This is a genomic window from Bacillus sp. SSR7, assembly GCF_055902415.1.
In genome coordinates, this window is record NZ_JBVVXV010000012.1 from 53,582 (window position 1) to 73,770 (window position 20,189).

At 36.7% G+C, this 20,189-nt stretch carries 22 protein-coding genes; 11 read left to right on the plus strand and 11 right to left on the minus strand.

Translation table 11 applies throughout. The features are described from left to right. Positions 1-3: 3 nt before the first annotated feature. The 5 genes from AC0NJG_RS19530 to AC0NJG_RS19550 all read right to left on the minus strand — a co-directional run bounded on the left by AC0NJG_RS19530 (position 4) and on the right by AC0NJG_RS19550 (position 4,073). Positions 4-741 (minus strand): sugar phosphate nucleotidyltransferase, encoded by a 738-nt coding sequence (locus tag AC0NJG_RS19530; RefSeq protein ID WP_087951678.1) that lies wholly within the window; start codon positions 739-741, stop codon positions 4-6. Positions 742-755: 14 nt separating this feature from the next. Continuing rightward, the gene (locus tag AC0NJG_RS19535; RefSeq protein WP_000651514.1) at positions 756-1,436 is read right to left on the minus strand and encodes a glycosyltransferase family protein; all 681 of its coding nucleotides are present in this window, start codon (positions 1,434-1,436) and stop codon (positions 756-758) included. Positions 1,437-1,448: 12 nt separating this feature from the next. Continuing rightward, the gene (locus AC0NJG_RS19540) at positions 1,449-2,135 is read right to left on the minus strand and encodes a glycosyltransferase family protein (RefSeq protein ID WP_001271197.1); all 687 of its coding nucleotides are present in this window, start codon (positions 2,133-2,135) and stop codon (positions 1,449-1,451) included. Continuing rightward, complete coding sequence (locus tag AC0NJG_RS19545) at positions 2,132-2,821, minus strand: class I SAM-dependent methyltransferase (RefSeq protein ID WP_016716878.1); 690 nt, start codon at positions 2,819-2,821, stop codon at positions 2,132-2,134. The genes AC0NJG_RS19540 and AC0NJG_RS19545 overlap by 4 nt, the downstream gene beginning before the upstream one ends. Positions 2,822-2,972: 151 nt before the next feature. Next, on the minus strand, positions 2,973-4,073 hold the full coding sequence (locus tag AC0NJG_RS19550; protein WP_061183199.1) for a glycosyltransferase: 1,101 nt from the start codon (positions 4,071-4,073) through the stop codon (positions 2,973-2,975). 165 nt (positions 4,074-4,238) lie between these two features. Here AC0NJG_RS19550 and AC0NJG_RS19555 point away from each other — a divergent pair, with 165 nt between their 5' ends. The 7 genes from AC0NJG_RS19555 to AC0NJG_RS19585 all read left to right on the plus strand — a co-directional run bounded on the left by AC0NJG_RS19555 (position 4,239) and on the right by AC0NJG_RS19585 (position 11,499). Continuing rightward, a complete protein-coding gene (locus AC0NJG_RS19555; RefSeq protein ID WP_474063319.1) occupies positions 4,239-5,054 on the plus strand; it encodes a BclA C-terminal domain-containing protein in 816 nt (271 codons plus the stop codon). 122 nt (positions 5,055-5,176) lie between these two features. Beyond that, the gene (locus AC0NJG_RS19560; protein ID WP_061183201.1) at positions 5,177-6,022 is read left to right on the plus strand and encodes a TylF/MycF family methyltransferase; all 846 of its coding nucleotides are present in this window, start codon (positions 5,177-5,179) and stop codon (positions 6,020-6,022) included. A 138-nt stretch (positions 6,023-6,160) separates the two neighbouring features. Continuing rightward, positions 6,161-6,919, plus strand: a complete 759-nt coding sequence (locus AC0NJG_RS19565; RefSeq protein WP_087951675.1) for a class I SAM-dependent methyltransferase — start codon at positions 6,161-6,163, stop codon at positions 6,917-6,919. A gap of 6 nt (positions 6,920-6,925) precedes the next feature. Beyond that, complete coding sequence (locus AC0NJG_RS19570; protein ID WP_087994568.1) at positions 6,926-7,861, plus strand: glycosyltransferase family 2 protein; 936 nt, start codon at positions 6,926-6,928, stop codon at positions 7,859-7,861. A gap of 146 nt (positions 7,862-8,007) precedes the next feature. Then, entirely contained in the window at positions 8,008-9,168 is a 1,161-nt protein-coding gene (locus AC0NJG_RS19575) for an FtsW/RodA/SpoVE family cell cycle protein (RefSeq protein ID WP_088327848.1), read from the plus strand. A 74-nt stretch (positions 9,169-9,242) separates the two neighbouring features. Further along, on the plus strand, positions 9,243-9,983 hold the full coding sequence (gene prpE / locus AC0NJG_RS19580; RefSeq protein ID WP_087951672.1) for a bis(5'-nucleosyl)-tetraphosphatase PrpE: 741 nt from the start codon (positions 9,243-9,245) through the stop codon (positions 9,981-9,983). A gap of 127 nt (positions 9,984-10,110) precedes the next feature. Next, positions 10,111-11,499 carry a peptidase G2 autoproteolytic cleavage domain-containing protein gene (locus AC0NJG_RS19585; protein ID WP_474063320.1) on the plus strand — a complete coding sequence of 463 codons (1,389 nt, stop codon included), beginning with the start codon at positions 10,111-10,113 and terminating at the stop codon, positions 11,497-11,499. A gap of 48 nt (positions 11,500-11,547) precedes the next feature. Here the strand turns inward: AC0NJG_RS19585 and AC0NJG_RS19590 are convergent, their stop codons facing one another. From AC0NJG_RS19590 to AC0NJG_RS19605, 4 genes are read right to left on the minus strand one after another with little or no spacing between them, the layout of a single operon-like run. Further along, complete coding sequence (locus tag AC0NJG_RS19590; protein ID WP_087951670.1) at positions 11,548-12,441, minus strand: RluA family pseudouridine synthase; 894 nt, start codon at positions 12,439-12,441, stop codon at positions 11,548-11,550. A 15-nt stretch (positions 12,442-12,456) separates the two neighbouring features. Beyond that, positions 12,457-13,254 (minus strand): NAD kinase, encoded by a 798-nt coding sequence (locus tag AC0NJG_RS19595; RefSeq protein ID WP_000673185.1) that lies wholly within the window; start codon positions 13,252-13,254, stop codon positions 12,457-12,459. An 18-nt stretch (positions 13,255-13,272) separates the two neighbouring features. Continuing rightward, positions 13,273-13,911, minus strand: coding sequence for a GTP diphosphokinase (gene yjbM / locus AC0NJG_RS19600; RefSeq protein WP_001081482.1), 639 nt, complete (start codon positions 13,909-13,911; stop codon positions 13,273-13,275). Between the two features lie 30 nt (positions 13,912-13,941). Beyond that, on the minus strand, positions 13,942-14,313 hold the full coding sequence (locus tag AC0NJG_RS19605; protein WP_048553937.1) for a UPF0738 family protein: 372 nt from the start codon (positions 14,311-14,313) through the stop codon (positions 13,942-13,944). Positions 14,314-14,459: 146 nt separating this feature from the next. On the opposite strand from AC0NJG_RS19605, the gene AC0NJG_RS19610 reads away from it, so the two are divergent. The 4 genes from AC0NJG_RS19610 to AC0NJG_RS19625 all read left to right on the plus strand — a co-directional run bounded on the left by AC0NJG_RS19610 (position 14,460) and on the right by AC0NJG_RS19625 (position 16,913). After that, on the plus strand, positions 14,460-15,038 hold the full coding sequence (locus tag AC0NJG_RS19610) for a CYTH domain-containing protein (RefSeq protein WP_087951669.1): 579 nt from the start codon (positions 14,460-14,462) through the stop codon (positions 15,036-15,038). A 180-nt stretch (positions 15,039-15,218) separates the two neighbouring features. Continuing rightward, positions 15,219-15,617, plus strand: a complete 399-nt coding sequence (locus AC0NJG_RS19615) for a globin domain-containing protein (protein ID WP_087951668.1) — start codon at positions 15,219-15,221, stop codon at positions 15,615-15,617. Further along, positions 15,617-16,510, plus strand: coding sequence for a ClpXP adapter SpxH family protein (locus AC0NJG_RS19620; protein ID WP_087951667.1), 894 nt, complete (start codon positions 15,617-15,619; stop codon positions 16,508-16,510). The genes AC0NJG_RS19615 and AC0NJG_RS19620 overlap by 1 nt, the downstream gene beginning before the upstream one ends. Positions 16,511-16,739: 229 nt before the next feature. Next, entirely contained in the window at positions 16,740-16,913 is a 174-nt protein-coding gene (locus AC0NJG_RS19625) for a hypothetical protein (protein ID WP_000754592.1), read from the plus strand. A 117-nt stretch (positions 16,914-17,030) separates the two neighbouring features. On the opposite strand, the gene pepF is transcribed toward AC0NJG_RS19625, so the two are convergent. Together pepF and AC0NJG_RS19635 are read right to left on the minus strand one after the other, a co-directional pair. Beyond that, positions 17,031-18,857, minus strand: coding sequence for an oligoendopeptidase F (gene pepF / locus AC0NJG_RS19630; RefSeq protein WP_048553950.1), 1,827 nt, complete (start codon positions 18,855-18,857; stop codon positions 17,031-17,033). Between the two features lie 50 nt (positions 18,858-18,907). Continuing rightward, complete coding sequence (locus tag AC0NJG_RS19635) at positions 18,908-20,152, minus strand: competence protein CoiA (protein WP_087994573.1); 1,245 nt, start codon at positions 20,150-20,152, stop codon at positions 18,908-18,910. Positions 20,153-20,189: the final 37 nt, after the last annotated feature.

Here is a 20,189-nt window from a genome sequence, read left to right on the forward strand (position 1 = left end):
CACCTATTCTCCGTTAAACTGTTTACCAAAGTTTATATCCCGCGCTAACGTATTCGCCCTTTGAAGAGAAATGTGAGTTCCTGCATCCGTCCACCAACCGCTCATTTCATTATAAGTAAGTACACCTCGTTTTAAATACCAATTATTAATATCTGTAATTTCAAGTTCTCCCCTTGCGGAAGGTTTTAATTCTTTTATATAAGAAAAGACTTTCGAATCATACAAATAAATTCCTGTGACTGCATAGGAACTTTTCGGCTCTTTCGGCTTTTCTTCAATTTCAATTATTTTGTCGTTTTGAATATGCGCTACGCCAAATCTCTCCGGATCATCTACAGATTGCAGCAGTACTTTCGCACCCTCTTTTTGATTTGCAAACTCTTCAACATACGAACGAATATCATCAGAAAAGATATTATCTCCTAATATAACTACCATGCGATCATTCCCAACGAAATCTTCACAAAGCCCTAATGCTTGCGCAATTCCGCCAGCCTTATCTTGCACACGATACGTAAAGGACACGCCAAACTCTTGACCGCTCCCTAAAAAACTAACAACATCTCCCATATGCTCTTTACCTGTAATAATCATAATATCTGTAATCTCGCATTGTTTTAGCTTATATACCGCATGATAAATCATTGGATAACGTCCAACAGGAAGCAAATGTTTATTCGTTACTTTCGTTATGGGATATAATCTCGACCCAGTTCCACCTGCTAAAATAATTCCTTTCACCCTGCATCTCTCCCTTATGATGGAGATAATATATCTTTGTAATGTTCTACAAACACTTTCCGATCCTTCTCATATGTATCCGCATCAAACTCATCCCCGTTGTAGTGAATACACCATACATTTGCTTGATTAGGGATACCAATTAAATAACCCGCCTTTTGAAACTCTAAAGACTGCGACACATCATAAAAGTGGAATCCTTGAAATAAATCTTCTCGCCACGGAATATCATATTGCGTTGCCATCAATAAACCATCAATTGCCTGAACTGACAAAAATGGTTGATTCCCATAAAAAACTTGATCTAAATTTAATAATTGATAATTCTGTCTCCTGTACTCAATCACTTTCCCTACTAAATTTTTCCCTTCCCACCATATCCCGTTGCTCGGTAAAAACTGGGCGCCAGCTACTCCAATTAAACCTAGTTTTTCGTTATCTTTAAAAAGAGAAATGAGTGTATAAAACATCTCTCGATTAATAAGATAAGTATCTTGATGTATATAAACCTTATACTTCGCGGGATATGAAAGCGCTCGGTTATATGCACTCGCCATACTTTTCGCATCTCGTATCGGAAAAATTTGTACGACATAACCAGGGGGAACAAAAAGGTTTCTTATTTGTCTCTCGCATTGTTCAAATAGCTCTTCATTATTTATACAAACAACGACTAATATTGTATGATCTTTCATTTTGTAGCCCCTCTATTCGTCTTGATTTACATCTGACATATAGTGCTCTACAAATATCTTTCTATACTTTTCATAGTTGGTCATATCCACATCGATATGATAGTGAATGCACCACGCATCACGCTGTACAGGAACCCCAACTGTATAGCCCGCTTTTCTAAATTCAAACGATTGAGACACATCATAATAGTCAAACCCATCAAACAAGTCTTCCCGCCATGGAATATCGTATTGTGTTGCCATTAATAAACCGTCAATACATTCTACAGGCATAAATGTTTTTGAGTCATGATACGGCTTTTCTTGACTTGCCATATAAAATAAATCATTCATATAACCAATGACTTTTCCAACAACTCCTCTGCCTACATTCCATATTCCATTTGGAGGAACATATTGGGCTCCAACCATACCAATCATTCCAAGATGTTCATGTTCTTGAAACAATTGAAGTAATCCATATAAAAACCCTACATTTACAATGAAAACATCTTGATGTATATACACTTTATATTTTGCCGGATGCGAAATTGCTTGATTATATCCGCTCGTCATACTTTTCGCATTCCGAATCGGCATAAACTGTATCGTGTATCCTGGAGGAACTGGCAATTGTAATATATGTCGTGCACATTGTGCATACATTTTCCGATCATTTATACACGTAACAAATAATATTGTTTTATCTGCTGCACTCATAATTGTGATTTTTCTGCTTCAATAATGTATTGAAATACAACCGTCTCAGCCATGAAGCCACTTCCAAGACGATATTTTTTACAAATACCATATAATTCCTCAATAAGCGGCTCATACATTTTATGATCAACATATACACGATCTACTTTACTAATTGAATAGCCTGCTTTTAAAAACATTCGTAGCATTTCATTAAATGTAAAGAAGCGAATATGTGTTTTATCTAATAAACCATATTCTGTATACGTCCAATTTCCAGCAAGTAAGGGAGCTAATACTGAAATGTGTGAAACATTCGGTATACTAGCCAAAATCACACCATTTTGCTTTATATACGGTTTTACTTTTTCTATTACCGCCCACGGATCAAATAAATGCTCTAATACGTCACCAAATATAACGCAATCAAATTGCTCCTCCTCATACGGCATATCCATTGTTTCTATATCGCCTAAAACAACATGATCTAGTTTTTCTTTTGCTTGTTCTGCCGCCTCTGGGAATGCCTCAATTCCAGATACACGTGTGCCATTTTCTTTTATGGCAGCTCCAAGTGCACCACTCGAACAACCGATATCAAGAACTTCTTTCCATTCCTTTTTTATATGTTTTAATACATTCGGATTCACTGCATTATAATAATGCCCAGACTTTTCTTCATATAAAGAATTTTTTGGAGAATTCATTTTACACACTCCTTATGCAAATTGAATTTGAAATATAAATTTCATCTAAAGTCTATAGATGTAACCAGTACTAGTTACATTGCCGATACTTTACTATATAGCTAATCTATTAGAGTTAGAATCGCAATGAGCCAATTCTAAAAAAAGCTGCCTATAACGATTTATATTGTTTATCAAAAACACTCCGAAAATATTTGCGGTTATATTCAATTGCAGCATTATTCGGAACATAAGAAGCTGCTAATTCATTGTAATAATAAGCTTTATCTTGCTCACCTAACTTGCTATAACAAATACACATTTGTAAATAAGGAAGCCATGTGTAGCTCGCCGGACTATGAAACGGACTCTCCGTCGCCATTGGTACTTCCGTTGCAAGTTTAAACCAAAATATCGCTTCGTTATACTTTTGTTGTTCCATATATATATATCCTATTCTTGTACAATTCTCTCCTCTTGGAACATCATATCGAAACGACTTCACGCAAGATTCAATTGCCTTTTCCCATGATCCAAGCTTTGCATAGCAATCTCCTAATTTACCACATGCATAAATTTTCTCTTCATACCAACCCTCTTCTTGATTAAGAAATGTTTCATATAGTAAAACTGCATCATCATATTTTTGATTATCCATAGATTCATTCGCATAATAAAACAAATCTCTCGGACTCAATTCTTCCCCAGCTACTACAGCATCTTGAAAAATTTTCAAATTACGATTCGTTACTTTCTTTTCTTTTTTATGCGTAATCGCAACATTACTATTAAAAATCTCACCAAAAATAGCTAAATACTCATGCACCTTTCCAAACCATTGAAATTGTTTTTCACGCTTTACAAGTCGATATCTTCTTGTACAATATAAAGGTTTCCCGTTAGAATCCATTACAAGATGATATGGCATCGAAACGGCATCCACATTAGGATCTAATTCTCTTTTTAATAAGTTCAATGCCTCTTGCGCATCTTCTAATAACACATCATCAGCATCTAACCAGAATATATATTCTTGCGTTGCTTTCGAAAAAGAAAAATTTCTAGCTGCCGCAAAATCATTAATCCATGGAAAGTCATATATGTTAGAAGTATATTGAGCTACAATTTCTTTCGTCCGATCAATGGAACCTGTATCCACTATAATAATTTCATCAACAATTTTTTCTACTGCGTCTAAACATCGACCGATTGTATCTTCCTCATCTCGAACAATCATACATAAACTAATTGTAATTCCTTGCTTGGTCAACATAATCACCCTCTTCCAAATCATTCATATGTTATACATACAATAAACTTTCCACTTTTTTAACTTGCACAAGCAGTTTAAGATTTCTTTTCAATAATTCAAATGTCCGTGTCATTTTCTTCCGGTTTTGCATCTACTATATAATGAACGCTTTATGGAGGTGAATTTATGTCAAATAATAATTATTCAGATGGATTAAATCCCGATGAATCTTTATCAGCTAGTGCATTTGACCCTAATCTTGTAGGACCAACATTACCACCGATACCGCCGTTTACCCTTCCGACTGGGCCGACTGGACCGACTGGACCGACTGGACCGACTGGGCCAACTGCACCAACTGGGCCGACTGCACCAACTGGACCGACTGGACCAACTGGACCAACTGGACCAACTGGACCAACTGGACCGACTGGGCCGACTGGGCCGACTGGTGCTACTGGTGCTACCGGCGCAACTGGGCCAACTGGTGCTACTGGTGCTACTGGTGCTACTGGACCGACTGGGCCAACTGGTGCTACTGGCGCGACTGGACCAACTGGTGCTACTGGTGCTACTGGGCCAACTGGACCTTCTGGGTTAGGACTGCCAGCAGGATTGTATGCCTTTAACTCAGCTGCAATTTCTGTAGCTCTTGGAATTAATGATCCAGTACCATTTAATACCGTTGGATCTCAATTTGGTACGGCAATTTCTCAAATGGATGCCGATACTTTCGTAATTAGTGAAACTGGTTTTTATAAAATTACGGTTATTGCTTATACAGCGGCAGTAAGTGTATTAGGAAGTCTTGCAATTCAAGTTAATGGGGTTACTGTGCCGGGAGCGGGCACAAGTTTAATTTCACTTGGAGCTCCTATCGTTATCCAAGCCATTACACAAATTACGACAACACCATCACTCGTTGAAGCAGTTGTTACAGGAATTGGATTATCACTAGCTCTTGGTACAAGTGCATCAATTATTATTGAGAAAATTGCTTAATTTTGTACTTAGCAGTAAGACTGGTATTAGTCTTACTGCTTTTTCATTTGTAAATTCAATCATTAAATCTTTCTTTTCTACATAGTCATAATGTTGTATGACATTCCGCAGGAGGCACTTATATGGAAAATAAATCAGCTGTTCAGCTTTATCTTGAATTATTAAAGAAAACAATTTTATTTGAAATATGGTTAGAATACGAACCATACTTACCTGCTTCGTTACATATATCTAAAGAGCTATCATATGAACCAGTTACTGTTCCGCTTCCTTTATTTCTTAAGCAGTACGTAGAAAATCACAATTTAAAAATCGTTGACCCTAACGTTTCAAAAAGTGAGCGGCAAGGCGGCAAAGATTGGCCAAGAGCAGCACATAGTATGATTGGCCGAAAACGTATGAATCAATTACACGAAGCTATGGAAACTGTTGTCCGTGAAAATATAGAAGGTGATTTTATTGAAACTGGTGTATGGCGCGGAGGATCATGCATTTTTATGAATGGTTTTTTACAAGCAAACAACATTACGGATCGTACTGTGTGGGTTGCCGATTCGTTTGAAGGTCTACCAGCACCTAACTTAGAACAATACCCGAAAGATTACGGTGATTACTTGCACACATTCGATTACTTACGGGTTTCTTTAGAAACAGTGCAAGAGAACTTTAGAAAATATGATTTATTAAATGATCAGGTGAAATTTTTAAAGGGTTGGTTTAAAGATACATTACCTTCAGCACCGGTAGAAAAAATTGCAATTGCTCGCCTTGATGGTGATATGTATGAATCAACGATGGATAGTCTTGTAAACTTATACGATAAAGTGTCAACAGGTGGCTTTATTATTATTGATGACTACGGATTAGTAACATGCGCAGAAGCTGTAACAGATTTCAGAAATGAAAGAAACTTACAAGCTCCTATTACTAAAATTGATGATTTCGGTATTTATTGGCGGAAAGAATAGAATACAAGTTTATTTTTTTGAGAGGAACTTTACACTACTTATTCATAAGAACCAATCGTGTAAAGTTCCCCTCACTATAACTGATGAACTTATATACAATAGAAATCCCCTACTTTACTATAAGGACGGAGTGAATGTATGAACGAAAATAAGAGAAAATCCACATTAATTCCACCTCCAGAACTCGTTCAATATGTAGGTGGTGACTTTGAAGAAGTTGGAAAAGAGTTTATGCAGTATTTTATTGAAATTGGCAATGTAAAACCAAATGAAACAGTGTTAGATATAGGTTGCGGTATCGGCCGGATGGCGGTTCCATTAATGGATTATTTAAACGATGATGGTACTTATTATGGATTTGACTTATTCACTAAGGGAATTACATGGTGCAAAAATAACATTTCAACACGCCGTAACAATTTCCATTTTGAACATGTCGATATATATAATCAATTCTATAATCCTGATGGAAAAGAAGATGCTTCCCAATACAAGTTTCCATATGAAGATGAATCATTTGATTTTATTTTTTTAACGTCTATATTTACCCACCTCCTTCCGAAAGAATTGGAACATTACTTAAGTGAAATTTCTCGAGTTTTAAAAAAGGATGGGAGATGTTTCATTACTTTCTTTTTAATTAACCCTGAATCTTCCTATTTTTTAAATGCAGGTCTAAGTACGTTAGGTTTTTATCATCAAATTGACAATTGTTATGTTCTAAATAAAGAAATCCCGAATTTCGCAGTTGCCTATCTTGAGAAAGATATTCTTACCCTATTAAATAAGTATGGACTAGAAATGCAGACTCCTCCCCATTATGGCTCATGGTGTGGCAGAACTGAGCATACAAGTTATCAAGATATTATTCTTACTCAAAAAATTTCTGAAAGGTAGTTGTATATGAATAATATAAAAAATCTGCCGCTCGTTTCCATCCTTATTCCCACCTATAATCGACCACATTATTTTAAAATTGCTCTAGAAAGTGCATTAGCACAAACGTATTCCAATATTGAAATCATTGTAGGAGACGATAGTACAAATAATGAAACAGAAAAATTAATATACCGACATTATTTACATAAGCATAAAAATATAACATACATTCGAAATGCCACTACTCTAGGGCAATTTCATAACGCCCTTATGCTCTTAAAGCAATCAAATGGAGAGTACATAAATTTCTTAATGGACGATGATATATTTTATAATAATAAAATCGAAAAAATGATGTTTTATTTCCAACAAGATTTAAATCAAGACATTGCACTTATCACCTCCTATCGCACTTGGATTGATGATAATGGAGATATAATTGAACAACATCCCTCCATGAAAAAATTATATGATGAAGATACTCTACTAAACGGGGAAGATTTTGGAAACCATATGCTTATACTGGGACAAAACATTATTGGTGAACCTACGACTGTACTCTTTCGAAAACATCTATTAGCAGAACCTTTCGGCACTTTAAATGGTAGAAAATATGGTTGTAGTGTTGATATGGCCTCTTGGATCAGTTTACTGTCAAAAGGTGATGCGATGTATATAACTGAGCCCTTAAGTTCATTCCGCCTTCACACGGGGCAGCAAGTACATCACAAATTCCTTGAAGGTTGTGAAGATTTTTCACATCTCGTTTTAACCTCCAAAAAATATGGTTTCTTACAAGATAGCACCCATTATAAATCGAGTCTGTTAAAAGCTTGCGAATGGCACGATGATGCCGTGAATTTTTATCAGTTATTCCCAAACCTCATTCCAACTTCCGATACACATGCCCGTCTCTCCCATTGTTTAAATATCATTACAAAAGAACTCCATGCCATATAGTCCATCACACGGTAGGCACTACTCCTTCCGTGTGATGTATGACTTCCCACAAATAGTGGAATAAATGTATGCATAGTCTGCTTGTATATTATTTTTATCATGACATGATCCATATACTTACTAGGCGATAGAAAGGAATACACACATTGAAAGATCCAAATTCTCAATATCAAATAGACTACGTATTACTATTCATTTTATTTGCCATTGGGATTGTTAGTTGTTTTGCAATTGCAAGTGCACAAGCCTCTTTACCACCATTTTTGCAACATGTAAATTTTGTATTAAAGCAAATCCAGTGGTACTTCATTGGATTCATAGCCATTGGTATAATTATGATTATTGATTTCGATCGTTATCAAAAAATTGCTTGGTATTTATATAGCTTTGCATTGGTACTACTTATTGGACTAGAATTTCAAGTACCAGGTGCCGTTACAATTAAAGGTGCGACCGCTTGGTACAGGCTCCCAGGCATCGGAAATTTCCAGCCTTCCGAAATTATGAAATTGTTTTTAATTATCGTCATCGGACGAATTATAGCTAATCATAATGAGAAATATTTTTACCGAACAATACACGACGATTTTCTATTACTCGGAAAAATATGCGCAACAAGTTTGCCGCCACTACTACTGATTGCAAAGGAACCTGATTTAGGAAACACAATGGTAATTTCAGCTATGCTCGCAGCAATGATATTAGTTTCTGGTATACGTTGGCGTTTTATTTTCGGGTTAGTTTCTGGTATCTTTGTATCTGGCTTTACATTAACGTATATTTTTTTCACTCATACAAAATTCTTTAAAGCACACATTTTACAAGAATATCAACTAAATCGCTTCTACGGCTGGTTAGCGCCATACAAATATGATGCGCAAGGCTATCAATTAAGACAAGCTTTCTTAGCTACCGGATCAGGAGAAATGCAAGGAAAAGGTTGGGAAAATGGACAAGTATACTTTCCAGAACCACATACAGATTTTATTTTCACGAATGTCGCTGAGCAATTCGGATTTTTAGGCGCAAGCGTCATTATTGCACTTTTTTTCCTACTTATTTTCCGCATGATTCATATCGCTATAGAGAGTAATGACCCTTTCGGTAGTTACATCTGCGCTGGTACAATCGGAATGTTTACTTTTCAAGTATTTCAAAATATCGGGATGACAATCGGATTACTACCTATTACAGGCATCACACTACCCCTTATGAGCTACGGAGGAAGCTCCTTACTCACATACATGATAGCGATTGGATTTGTTTTAAACGTCCGCTCAAGAACGAAAATCTTTATGTTCAACTGAAGCACAAAAACGGTATATTTTTATCTCTATCCTTTTTTAGATATACTAATGAAAAATATGATGGAGGTTTACATATGAAATATGACATTATAGGGGATATTCATGGATGCTTCCAAGAGTTTCAAGATTTAACCAAAAAACTCGGATATAACTGGAATAGTGACTTGCCGATTCACCCTGATCAACGCAAGCTTGCTTTTGTTGGCGATATCACAGATCGTGGTCCTCATTCATTACGTATGATTGAAATTGTATGGGAACTTGTCATAAATAAAAAAGTAGCGTATTACGCTCCGGGAAATCACTGCAATAAACTATACCGATTTTTCCTTGGACGTAATGTGACAATCGCTCATGGACTCGAAACAACTGTTGCCGAATATGAAGCACTGCCTTCTCATCAACAAAACATGATAAAAGAAAAATTCATCACACTTTACGAGCACTCCCCTTTATATCATGTACTCGATGAAAAAAGGTTAATTGTGTGTCACGCCGGCATTCGGCAAGATTACATAGGAAGACAAGATAAAAAAGTACAAACCTTTGTATTATACGGCGATATTACAGGAGAAAAACATGCTGACGGCTCTCCTGTCCGTCGCGACTGGGCAAAGGAGTATAAAGGAACAGCTTGGGTTGTATATGGACATACACCCGTAAAAGAACCCCGCTTTGTAAATCATACAGTCAATATTGACACTGGCGCTGTATTTGGTGGGAAATTAACTGGACTACGTTATCCTGAAATGGAGACTGTTTCCGTTCCTTCCTCCCTGCCTTTTGTCCCTGAGAAATTCCGCCCAATTTCATAACTTACGAGGGATGCCAGATCATTTAGGTCGCTCTCATATAAAAACTGCTTAAAGCAATGAAAAAAAGATGCAATAAAGTGCATCTTTTTTTCATTACACGGCATATACTGTCGCAGGAGGTGACAGAATGAAGAAAAAATCTTCTAAACAAAAAAGAAAATGCCCGCCTTTTTATCTGCCCATGTACGGAATTAACAACTGGTGCAGCATTCGAGCTGCCGCTTTAGAAGAACTGGAAGGACAAGAGGCTTCCCCAAAAATCAAAGCTCGACCCAAATATGTCTCTTTAGAAAATGCTGTAATGAGCCGCATAATTGATAATCGAAAAACAAAAAGGCAGCAAAAAGATAAACCTCTCTCTACTCATACTGAACAGATTGTGCCTTCTGAGCAAGTAGAGAAGAATACGGAAGAAAACAGCCCTGTAGCGATAAATAAAAAAGCGGAAGCAGAAATTCCAGCTGCTATTATAAATCAAGTAAAAAAAATTAAAGAAGCATTAGCACCATCAGGCGATATACAAACAGAAAAGACTATCATAATTCAAACCCCTACACCTGAAAATACAAAAGTAAAAAAAGGGGGGAGGTATGCACATGCAGAGGGTCTTCACTCTAATGCAGAGGGTACGGCTTCACATGCAGAAGGACTTCTGACACATGCAAAAGGTTCTTTCTCTCATGCAGAAGGATCAAAAACGAAAGCAACTGGACATAGTTCCCATAGTGAAGGAAGTGAAACGACAGCAGGTGGCGCTTATTCTCATGCGGAAGGTAAACATACAATCGCTTTAGGCGAAGCAGCACATGCAGAAGGAACCGCGACTATCGCTAACGGATTTTCTTCTCATGCGGAAGGTAATCATACATCAACAGCTCATTTTGCAGGTAGCCATATTATGGGGCGCTTCGGCACAGCAGATGAATCTTATTCTTGGTTTATTGCAAACGGCACAAATGAAACCGATCATAATATCGGTGCAAAGTGGCTTGCTCATAATGGAGAAATGTACATTGATGGCGCTTCTTACAATGCAAGCGGAACTGATTTTGCACAAATGTTTGAAACAGTAGACAATACTTTTATTGATGTAGGTTATTTCGTTACATTTAGTAGCGAAGAAAAAATTCGAATCGCTACTTCAAACGATTCATTCATCTTAGGAATATCTAGCGCCACCCCCGCTCTTATAGGAAATAGCGGCGCTTTAAGTTGGCAAAAACGCTATAAAACAGATAGCTTTGGAAAACGTCAATATGTACGTACGGAATCGCAAGACATACAACCTCTTTTAAATACAGAATGGGATCCAGCTTGCAAATATATAGCAAGAAAAGATCGTACCGAGTGGCTTCCTGTCGGATTAATCGGACAAATGTTAGTACGTGATGACGGCACTTGCGAAACGCATGGATATTGTCGTCCAAATAACGATGGCATTGCTACAAAATCTAAAAGTGGCTTTTTCGTTATAAAGCGCACGGGCGACAATCAAATTTTAATATTATTCCGCTAAGAAAAAAGGGAACAAAATTCTTCGTTACATAAGAATTTTGTTCCCTTTTTAAGTATGCGTTACTACCGCTTGCATATCGCTTGGAATCGGTGTAGTGAAAGACATTTCTTTCTCTAAAATAGGATGATAAAACGTCAGGGATGTACTGTGAAGCGCTTGTCGTTTCATTTCATCTCTTTTTCCACCATATAAATTATCACCAAGTAGCGGATGTCCTATGTGCGCCATATGTACACGAATTTGATGCGTTCTCCCTGTATCGAGCTCAAGTGATACATGCGTCTTATGATTGGCGCTATCGATCACTCTAAAATGAGTAACGGCTCTTTGCCCCTCCTCACAAACGGTTCGCTCAATAATGCTATCCGATTTTCGTCCAATCGGTGCGTCAATCGTTCCTTCTCTTTCTACCATCTCACCGTGAACGATCGCTTCATACGTTCTTTTCACAGCTTTTTGTTGATGCTGTTTCGATAAAAGATGATGTACGAAACGATTTTTTGCAATAAGCATAAGCCCTGAAGTATCACGGTCTAACCTCGTTACGATGTGCACCGTACTTGCAAGATGTTGCTTATCATAATGAGATAAAAGCGCATTTGCAACACTTCCGGCCGGGTGTTCTCTAGACGGAATCGTTGACATGTTCGCCTCTTTGTTTATGACAAGAACTGCATCATCTTCGTATACAATACATAAAGGGATATCTTCTGCAATCATCCCTTCACTTCTTTCCTCCACCGGAAAAAAGACACGTAATTCTTCACCAGCTTGCAACTGATGGCGAACGCTCGCATGTTGACCATTTACTTCAATTGCTCCGCCGTGAAACTTTATATCCGTTAATGCGGCTTTGGAGATCCCTTTTGTTTTTAAAAATTCTCTAACCAAAGTTCCTTCCTCAGCCGAGTCTATATCCCATTTCAATGTAAATCTGTTCAAATATATAAACCCTTTCTATTTATCTGCAACAAACGAGTCACGAACTCGTTTCCAGAACGGAAATGGACGGAAACGAACAAACCGTACTTTCTCGTTTGCCACGCGATACTGAATTGATTTCACATCTTGATGAACCATCGTTAAATGGTCCACCGTAATTTGTAAGTTCATTCCTGCAGTCGGCTTCAGCACGCATGTATGATGTTTCGGCAATACGAGCGGCGAACCTACCGTACGAAACACACGGTTATTAATAGATGCCATTTCTGCAATTTGAATCGCTTCAATAGAAGGGTGAATAATTGCTCCGCCAAGCGCCTTATTATACGCAGTACTTCCCGAAGGAGTAGAAATACAAAGGCCATCCCCGCGGAACGTTTCAAAGTACTCTCCGCGTATTTCCACTTCTGTTACTAATGTACCTTCTGCACTTTTCACAGTCGCTTCATTCATCGCTAAATACTGTGACTCTTTGCTCCCATTCACATAGCGAATAATCACTTCTAAAAGCGGATATTCCACCACTTGGAATGGTGTTTTAGCAATTGCAATTACTAATTTCTCTACTTCTGTCGGTAACCAATCTGCATAGAAACCTAAATGCCCTGTATGTACACCAACAAATGCTGTTTCATCCAATCGATTATAATAACGATGAAATGCATATAAAAGCGTTCCATCTCCCCCAACAGAAATTACAATATCGGGTTCCTGTTCATCCATTATAAATCCAAAATCTAGCAAGTATTCTTTCATCGTGCTTGCCAGTGCATCTGATGATTGATCTCCCTTTGACATAATTGTAAATTTCATCGCCCAACACCCTTTAGTTTATGATTCGGAATCTTTCGTTTCTTGCTTTCTTGAAAAAGCTTTTTGCGCTTCTTGAATTTCAAGACGGATAGAAGACATTTCTTCATCTAATAAAAATGCTGCTTCCGCTGCACGTTGCAAGCGTATTTTAATATCTTCAGGAAAACGTCCACTATATTTATAATTTAAAGAATGCTCAATTGTTGCCCAAAAGTTCATTGCTAGCGTACGTATTTGGATTTCTACCAATACTTTTTGTTCACCCTGAATCGTTTGAACTGGGTAACTAATGACAACGTGATAAGAACGATAACCGCTATCTTTCTTCTGCGTGACGTAATCACGTTCTTCCACAATTTCAAAGTCATTTCGTTTTCGAAGATATTCTACAACAGGCTTAATCTCATCAACAAATTGACACATCATTCGAAGGCCCGCGATATCTTGCATATCTTCTCGTAACCGGTCTAACGGTACATTTCTCTTCTCCGCTTTATCAATAATACTTGCAACCGACTTTACCCTTCCTGTTACAAACTCAATTGGAGAATGCTCTGTTAACATTGCAAATTGAGTACGCATTCCTTTTAGTTTCACTTTCAGCTCTGCCACCGCTTGGTGGTAAGGTGCTAAAAATTCTTCCCAATTTCGATTCATTTCAACCACCACCAAAATCAATCCATTTGCTTATAGAAATACTTTTTCTACAGCAGTTACTAGTTCTTCTCCGTAATTTGCATTACCTTCAATATTTTCAACTAAATATTCTACTTCTTCTTTTAACCCTTCTAATTCCATTTCAATGTCATTCACGCGAACGAACATAACCACGTCGTTATTCATCGCTTCATGCATTGCTTCCCAGCATGTGTGTGGAATGCTTACATAAATGAAAGATGATTCGTTTTCTAAGATATATAAAAATGATAAATTATCTGAGTCTACAAGTACGTGATTACGCGCACTTAACTCCTTTACCGCTATTTCACTATTTTCCGCACAAAAAATAAGAGCATTCTCTCTCTTTTCTACGCTCTTAACTTGGATTTTATTTTGCATGCTCTAACTCCTCCATCTCAACTTCCTGTCTTACTTAACAGTATTATTGTATCATAACATGGACGCAAACAAATAAAACATTGAACCAAATTTGCGAAAAAGCGATAATGTGTAAAGAATTATTTTTCAAAAGGAGCGCGCATACAATGACACAAGAAATTGAAATTGAATTTAAAAATATTGTTACAGAAGAAGAATTCAATACATTATGTAAATCATTCTCTATTGAAGGATTTATGAAACAGGTGAATCACTACTTTGAAACACCCAACTTCTCATTAAAAGAAGCTGGCTCTGCACTTCGTATTCGTCATAAAGGAGAAACTTATACATTAACATTGAAACAACCTGCAGAAGTCGGCTTGTTGGAAACGCATCAAGTTATAACAGCAGATGAAGCAAGATTGATGATGGAAACAAATACAATTATTCAAGGCGCTGTAGTAGATCAACTACACAAATTACAAATTCCTGTTTCTGCTTTAACTTATATGGGTAGTTTAACAACTGAAAGAGCCGAAACACTATTTGAAGGCGGAACGCTTGTCTTTGATCATAGTTTCTATTACAATCACGATGATTATGAAATTGAATTTGAAGTGCAAGATGAAGAAGCAGGCAAAGCTGCATTTATTCATTTGTTAAAGCAACACGACATACCAATCCGTCATACAAATAATAAAGTAAAACGCTTTTTCCTTGCCAAACAAAACAAAGCACGCTAAAGTGAAAATTCCACTAGTGAATACGTTCTACTAGTGGATACATCTCACTTTTTGAAAAAGAAAAGATTCTTTTACATCTGTAGAATAAGCAAAGAACGTTATGAAGGCTGTTTATTTGCCCTCCCTAACATTCCATTGCTACAATAGATATACATTTCATGGAAAAAGGAGTTTAAAAGGATGAGCAAGCAACCGATGACACCATTTGAAGCAATTGGCGGTGAACAATGCATTGCAATATTAGTAGACACATTTTATTCCTATGTCAGTAAACACCCTGACCTATCTCCCATCTTCCCGGATGATTTAACAGAAACAGCTAGGAAGCAGAAGCAATTTTTAACACAATATTTAGGTGGTCCTAATTTGTACACTGAAGAACATGGTCATCCTATGTTAAGAGCACGCCATCTCCCGTTTGAGATTACTCCAAAACGAGCAGAGTCTTGGCTATCGTGCATGGAGCAAGCAATGGATGATACAGGAGTGCACGGTCATATAAGAGAGTTCGTTTTTGAACGTTTAGCATTAACTGCTCAGCATATGGTTAATACTCCAGACGAAACAGGTGAAATATAATGGATAAACAGGAAGCAAAGCATATCAATATGCCATCTCCTTCCGCATGTGAGCATAAGTCTGTAGAAGCATATTTATTTATTGATCCACTTTGTAAAGATTGCTGGGAAATTGAGCCCTTTATTATTAAACTATGGCTTGAATATGGGAAATACTTCTCTATTCGTCATATCGTAACAGGAAAAGTGGACGGAACGAACGCTTCCTCACACAAATGGAATAAACCTGCTAATATTCGATTTGTGTGGGAAAAGACAACAAGTTTACAAGGTTTTTCATGTGATGGAAAGGTACATATGCAAGAGGCATCGTCAACACCATATTTAGTTTCGATGGCAATTAAGGCAGCTGAGTTGCAAGGCCGAAAAGCAGGTTCGAAGTTTTTGCGAAAACTCCAAGAATACATTTTCCTTGAAAATGTATCAAATCCTAACTGCGAATTATTACTTGCATGCGCAAAAGATAGCGATATTGATGTAGAAGAATTTAAAAAAGACCTATATTCAGCTAGCGCAAAAAAAGCTTTCCAATGTGACTTGAAATTTACAAATGAGATGCATATTACAGAAATACCTTCTCTCGTATTTTTTCATGCAAATTCAGATGAAGAAGGTATTAAAATCGCTGGAACGTATTCCTATGACGTATACGTACAATTATTAAAAGAACTTGTAAAATGTGAAATTGAGCCAGAACCATTACCATCTTTAGAGGTATTACTAGAAGCAACGCAATTTATATCTTCAAAAGAAGTAGCATTTATATATGACTGCTCGAAGCAAGAAATTGAGCGTGAACTAAAAAAATTACAACTGAAACGAAAAGTACAAATGATTGATGTAAAATGTGAGCGTTATTGGAAATGGATAGCAAAAGAAAAAGACCTGGTGTAAACACCAGGTCTTTTTCTTTACGGCTTATAAAAATATTAAAGGGGATGGGAGAAATTTTCACGTTCAAACAAAGGGGTATATGTTTGTATGTGAATTCGTTCACGCTTATTATATTACAAGATTCGACGTCAGATGACAACCCCTTTTGTCGAATTTCACACTTTTGTCACATTCTAAACGTTTTCATTTTTGAATAAGCTATAAAAAAGCTATTTTGGAGGTGTTCTGTATGAAAAAAACGTATATTTTACTTATCATTCTAGCTATCATTGTTTCTTTTTTCTTGTACATCCTCTCTCTACTACAAGCTTTTCCTAAAATGATTGCCTTCCCTCTTTTATTTGGAGTCATTGTCATCGCTCTCTCTTATTTCAACCATAAGAAACGATTTAAAGGGTTTTAATGGACTGTAAAACTGCCTTCTAATTTAGAAAAAAGAAGACAATTCACTTTATTTTCTCGACAAATATCGACAAAATGACATTAAGAAAAAGACGAGGCAAATTCCTCGTCTTTTCTATTACTTCTCTTCAAATAATAATGCTTCTAATTCATTTAATTTCTCTTCAAATACTTGCAATGCTTCTTTTACTGGTTCTGGAGATGCCATATCTACTCCAGCTTTCTTCAGCACTTCAATTGGATAATCTGAGCTTCCTGCTTTTAAGAACTCATTAATGTAACGTTCTACTGCTGGTTGCCCTTCTTCTAAAATTTGTTTAGATAGAGCCGTTGCTGCACTAAATCCTGTTGCGTATTGGTATACGTAATAGTTGTAGTAGAAGTGCGGAATACGAGACCACTCTAAACCAATTTCTTCATCAATTACTAAAGCATCACCGAAATATTTCTTATTTAAATCATAGTAGATCTCCGTTAACATGTCTGGCGTTACCGCATGTCCCTCTTGTACTTTCTTATGAATAATATGCTCAAACTCTGCGAACATCGTTTGACGGAATACAGTACCACGGAATCCTTCTAAATAATGATTTAATAAGTATAGACGCTCTTTCTTATCTTCTGTCGTTTTTAATAAATAATCGTTTAGAAGCGCTTCATTACAAGTTGATGCTACTTCCGCAACGAAGATTGAATAGTCACCGTATACGTGCGGCTGCGTTTTTCTTGTGTAGTAACTATGGACAGAATGGCCAAATTCATGAGCAAGTGTAAATAAATTATTTACATTATCATGCCAGTTCATTAAAATATAAGGATTTGTTCCATATGCACCAGATGAATATGCTCCGCTTCGTTTTCCTTTATTCTCATACACATCTACCCAGCGATTTTCATATGCTTCTTTCAAAATATCAACATACTCATCACCAAGTACATGTAAAGACTTTAATAACATGTCTTGCGCTTCTTCATACTTCACATTCATTTTCACTTCTGGTACAAGTGGTGTATATAAATCATACATATGAAGCTCATCAAGCCCTAGTGCACGCTTACGAATATCAATGTAACGATGTAGCAAGTGTAAATTATCATTTACAGATTCAACGAGTTGATCGTACACCGCTTCAGGAATATTATTATTACTTAATGCTGCTTGACGTGCAGAGTCATATTTACGAACGCGTGCATTAAAATTATTACGCTTTACAGCTCCGCTTAACGTACTTGCAAATGTGTTCTTATATTTTCCGTACGTTTCATATACAGCTTTGAACGCATCTTCGCGCACACGACGATCATCACTTTCTAAAAACTGAATGTAACGACCATGTGTGATTTCTACTTCTTCTCCATCCTCACCTTTAATAGATGGAAATTTCAAATCCGCATTATTCAACATGCCAAATGTATTACTTGACGCACTCATTACTTCAGATGCTTCTGCTAATAAAGCCTCTTCCGCTTCAGATAATACGTGCGGACGTTGGCGCGTAATTTCTTCTAATGCATGTTCATATACACTTAAGTCTCTATTTTCTTTCAAGAATGTTTGCAGTGTATCTTCTGAAATCGATAAAATTTCAGGCACAATATATGCTGTGCTACTAGATACTTGTGAATATAAATTTGTCGCGCGGTCATTTAACGCTTGATACACAGAGTTTGTTGTATCTTGATCGTAACGCATATGTGCATATGTATATAGCTTACCTAATCGCATTGAAATTTCATCTTCATATTGCAATGCTTCAAGTAAATTGTTCGCAGAGTCACCAAGTTTCCCTTTAAATTCAGTTAACTTCGGTAATAACTCTTTAATAGCTTGGAATTCTTGTTCCCATTCTGCATCTGTTTGGAAAATATCTTCTAATCGCCACGTACTTGATTCTTCAATCTCGTTACGATCTGGTAATGTTTTTGCTGTGTTTTGTTCAGACATCCTTTAAGCCCTCCTTTAAATATCTCTACTTACATACAATTCGATTTTTCTTATGTAATTCCTTCACGATCAGTCTTTATTATATCCCCTTTTCCTTCTCTCATGTTGTACTTTTCCTCAAATAAAGATAAGGCATACGCTAAGCAAACTTCATCATATTTCATAACTTCTTCCTCTGTTTTCAGCATAACTATCCTCCTTTTTTTTTGGTACTTATATGTCCCTACTTTCTGCAATACACCTACATAGCATAAAAATGTCATATATTCAGTAACTGCTACTTTCCATATATGCTGTGAAAAGTACGGGAGCATACGCCTTTTCGTATACTTTTTTATATAACTACACACGTATGGAAGGGAAATATAATCCCCTACCGCAAGCTCACCTATACACTTCATATATAAAAAAGCTTGCCATATAAATGGATTTGTTTGAAAAGCAAATGAGGACGGAAGCGGCACACCAATTTCAGAAGGGAAATTTGCTGGGGTACATTTACATTGATACAAGAGGCGTAATAGTGACTTATGATTATAATTCCAAATAGGCAAAGCATTTTTTCGAAAATAGTCCTTTCGCTTCTTCCATTCTCGTTCTAATATCTCCTTTTGAAAAGTAACAGAAGAAAAGAGCATTTCAAAAGTAGTCGTTTCAGTTGGTAAATATATAATATGTGAAAAAGAGACGCTTGTAGAAACTGAAGTCATAAACGTGCATTTCATAAATGATTTTTGTTTTGAACAGAAGAAAATAAGAAGTGGTTGAGGGTAAGATTGTAAGGAGAAAGCCATAAGGGAGGAGAATTTCATCCAATAGACAGAGTGCTTTTCCAATTGATTTCCACCGATAATCCAAATGACCTGTATACCAGCTCGCCAATACGAATAGGTTCGTTTGTACAGCTGTTCTATAGAGAGATTCGCGCACTGGTATTCAATCGCAACCTTTCTCCCTGCTCTCTCTATAAGAATATCCGGACGTTGCTGAATCTCTGGTAAATAATGCTCTATATCTACATGAAAGTTTTGACGTTTGAACCATCTATATAACAATTCTTTACCGTGCCTATGATACATAGATTCTGCTTCATAAAAGGCTAAACATGAATCTTCTTTCTTATGAGCAAAATGCCACTTTTTTTGTTTTCCTAATCTCATTAGTACTTTCTTCCCACAAGCTATACAATAGAAACTTTCCCTTTTCCGCATACGGTGTAAAAGCTCTTCATCATGATGATAGAGTAGATTAATTTTTTCTCCGTTTTCTCTTTTAGCAATAAACATCGTAATCACATCCTTTCAGCTCCTTATATTCTACAATTTATTACAA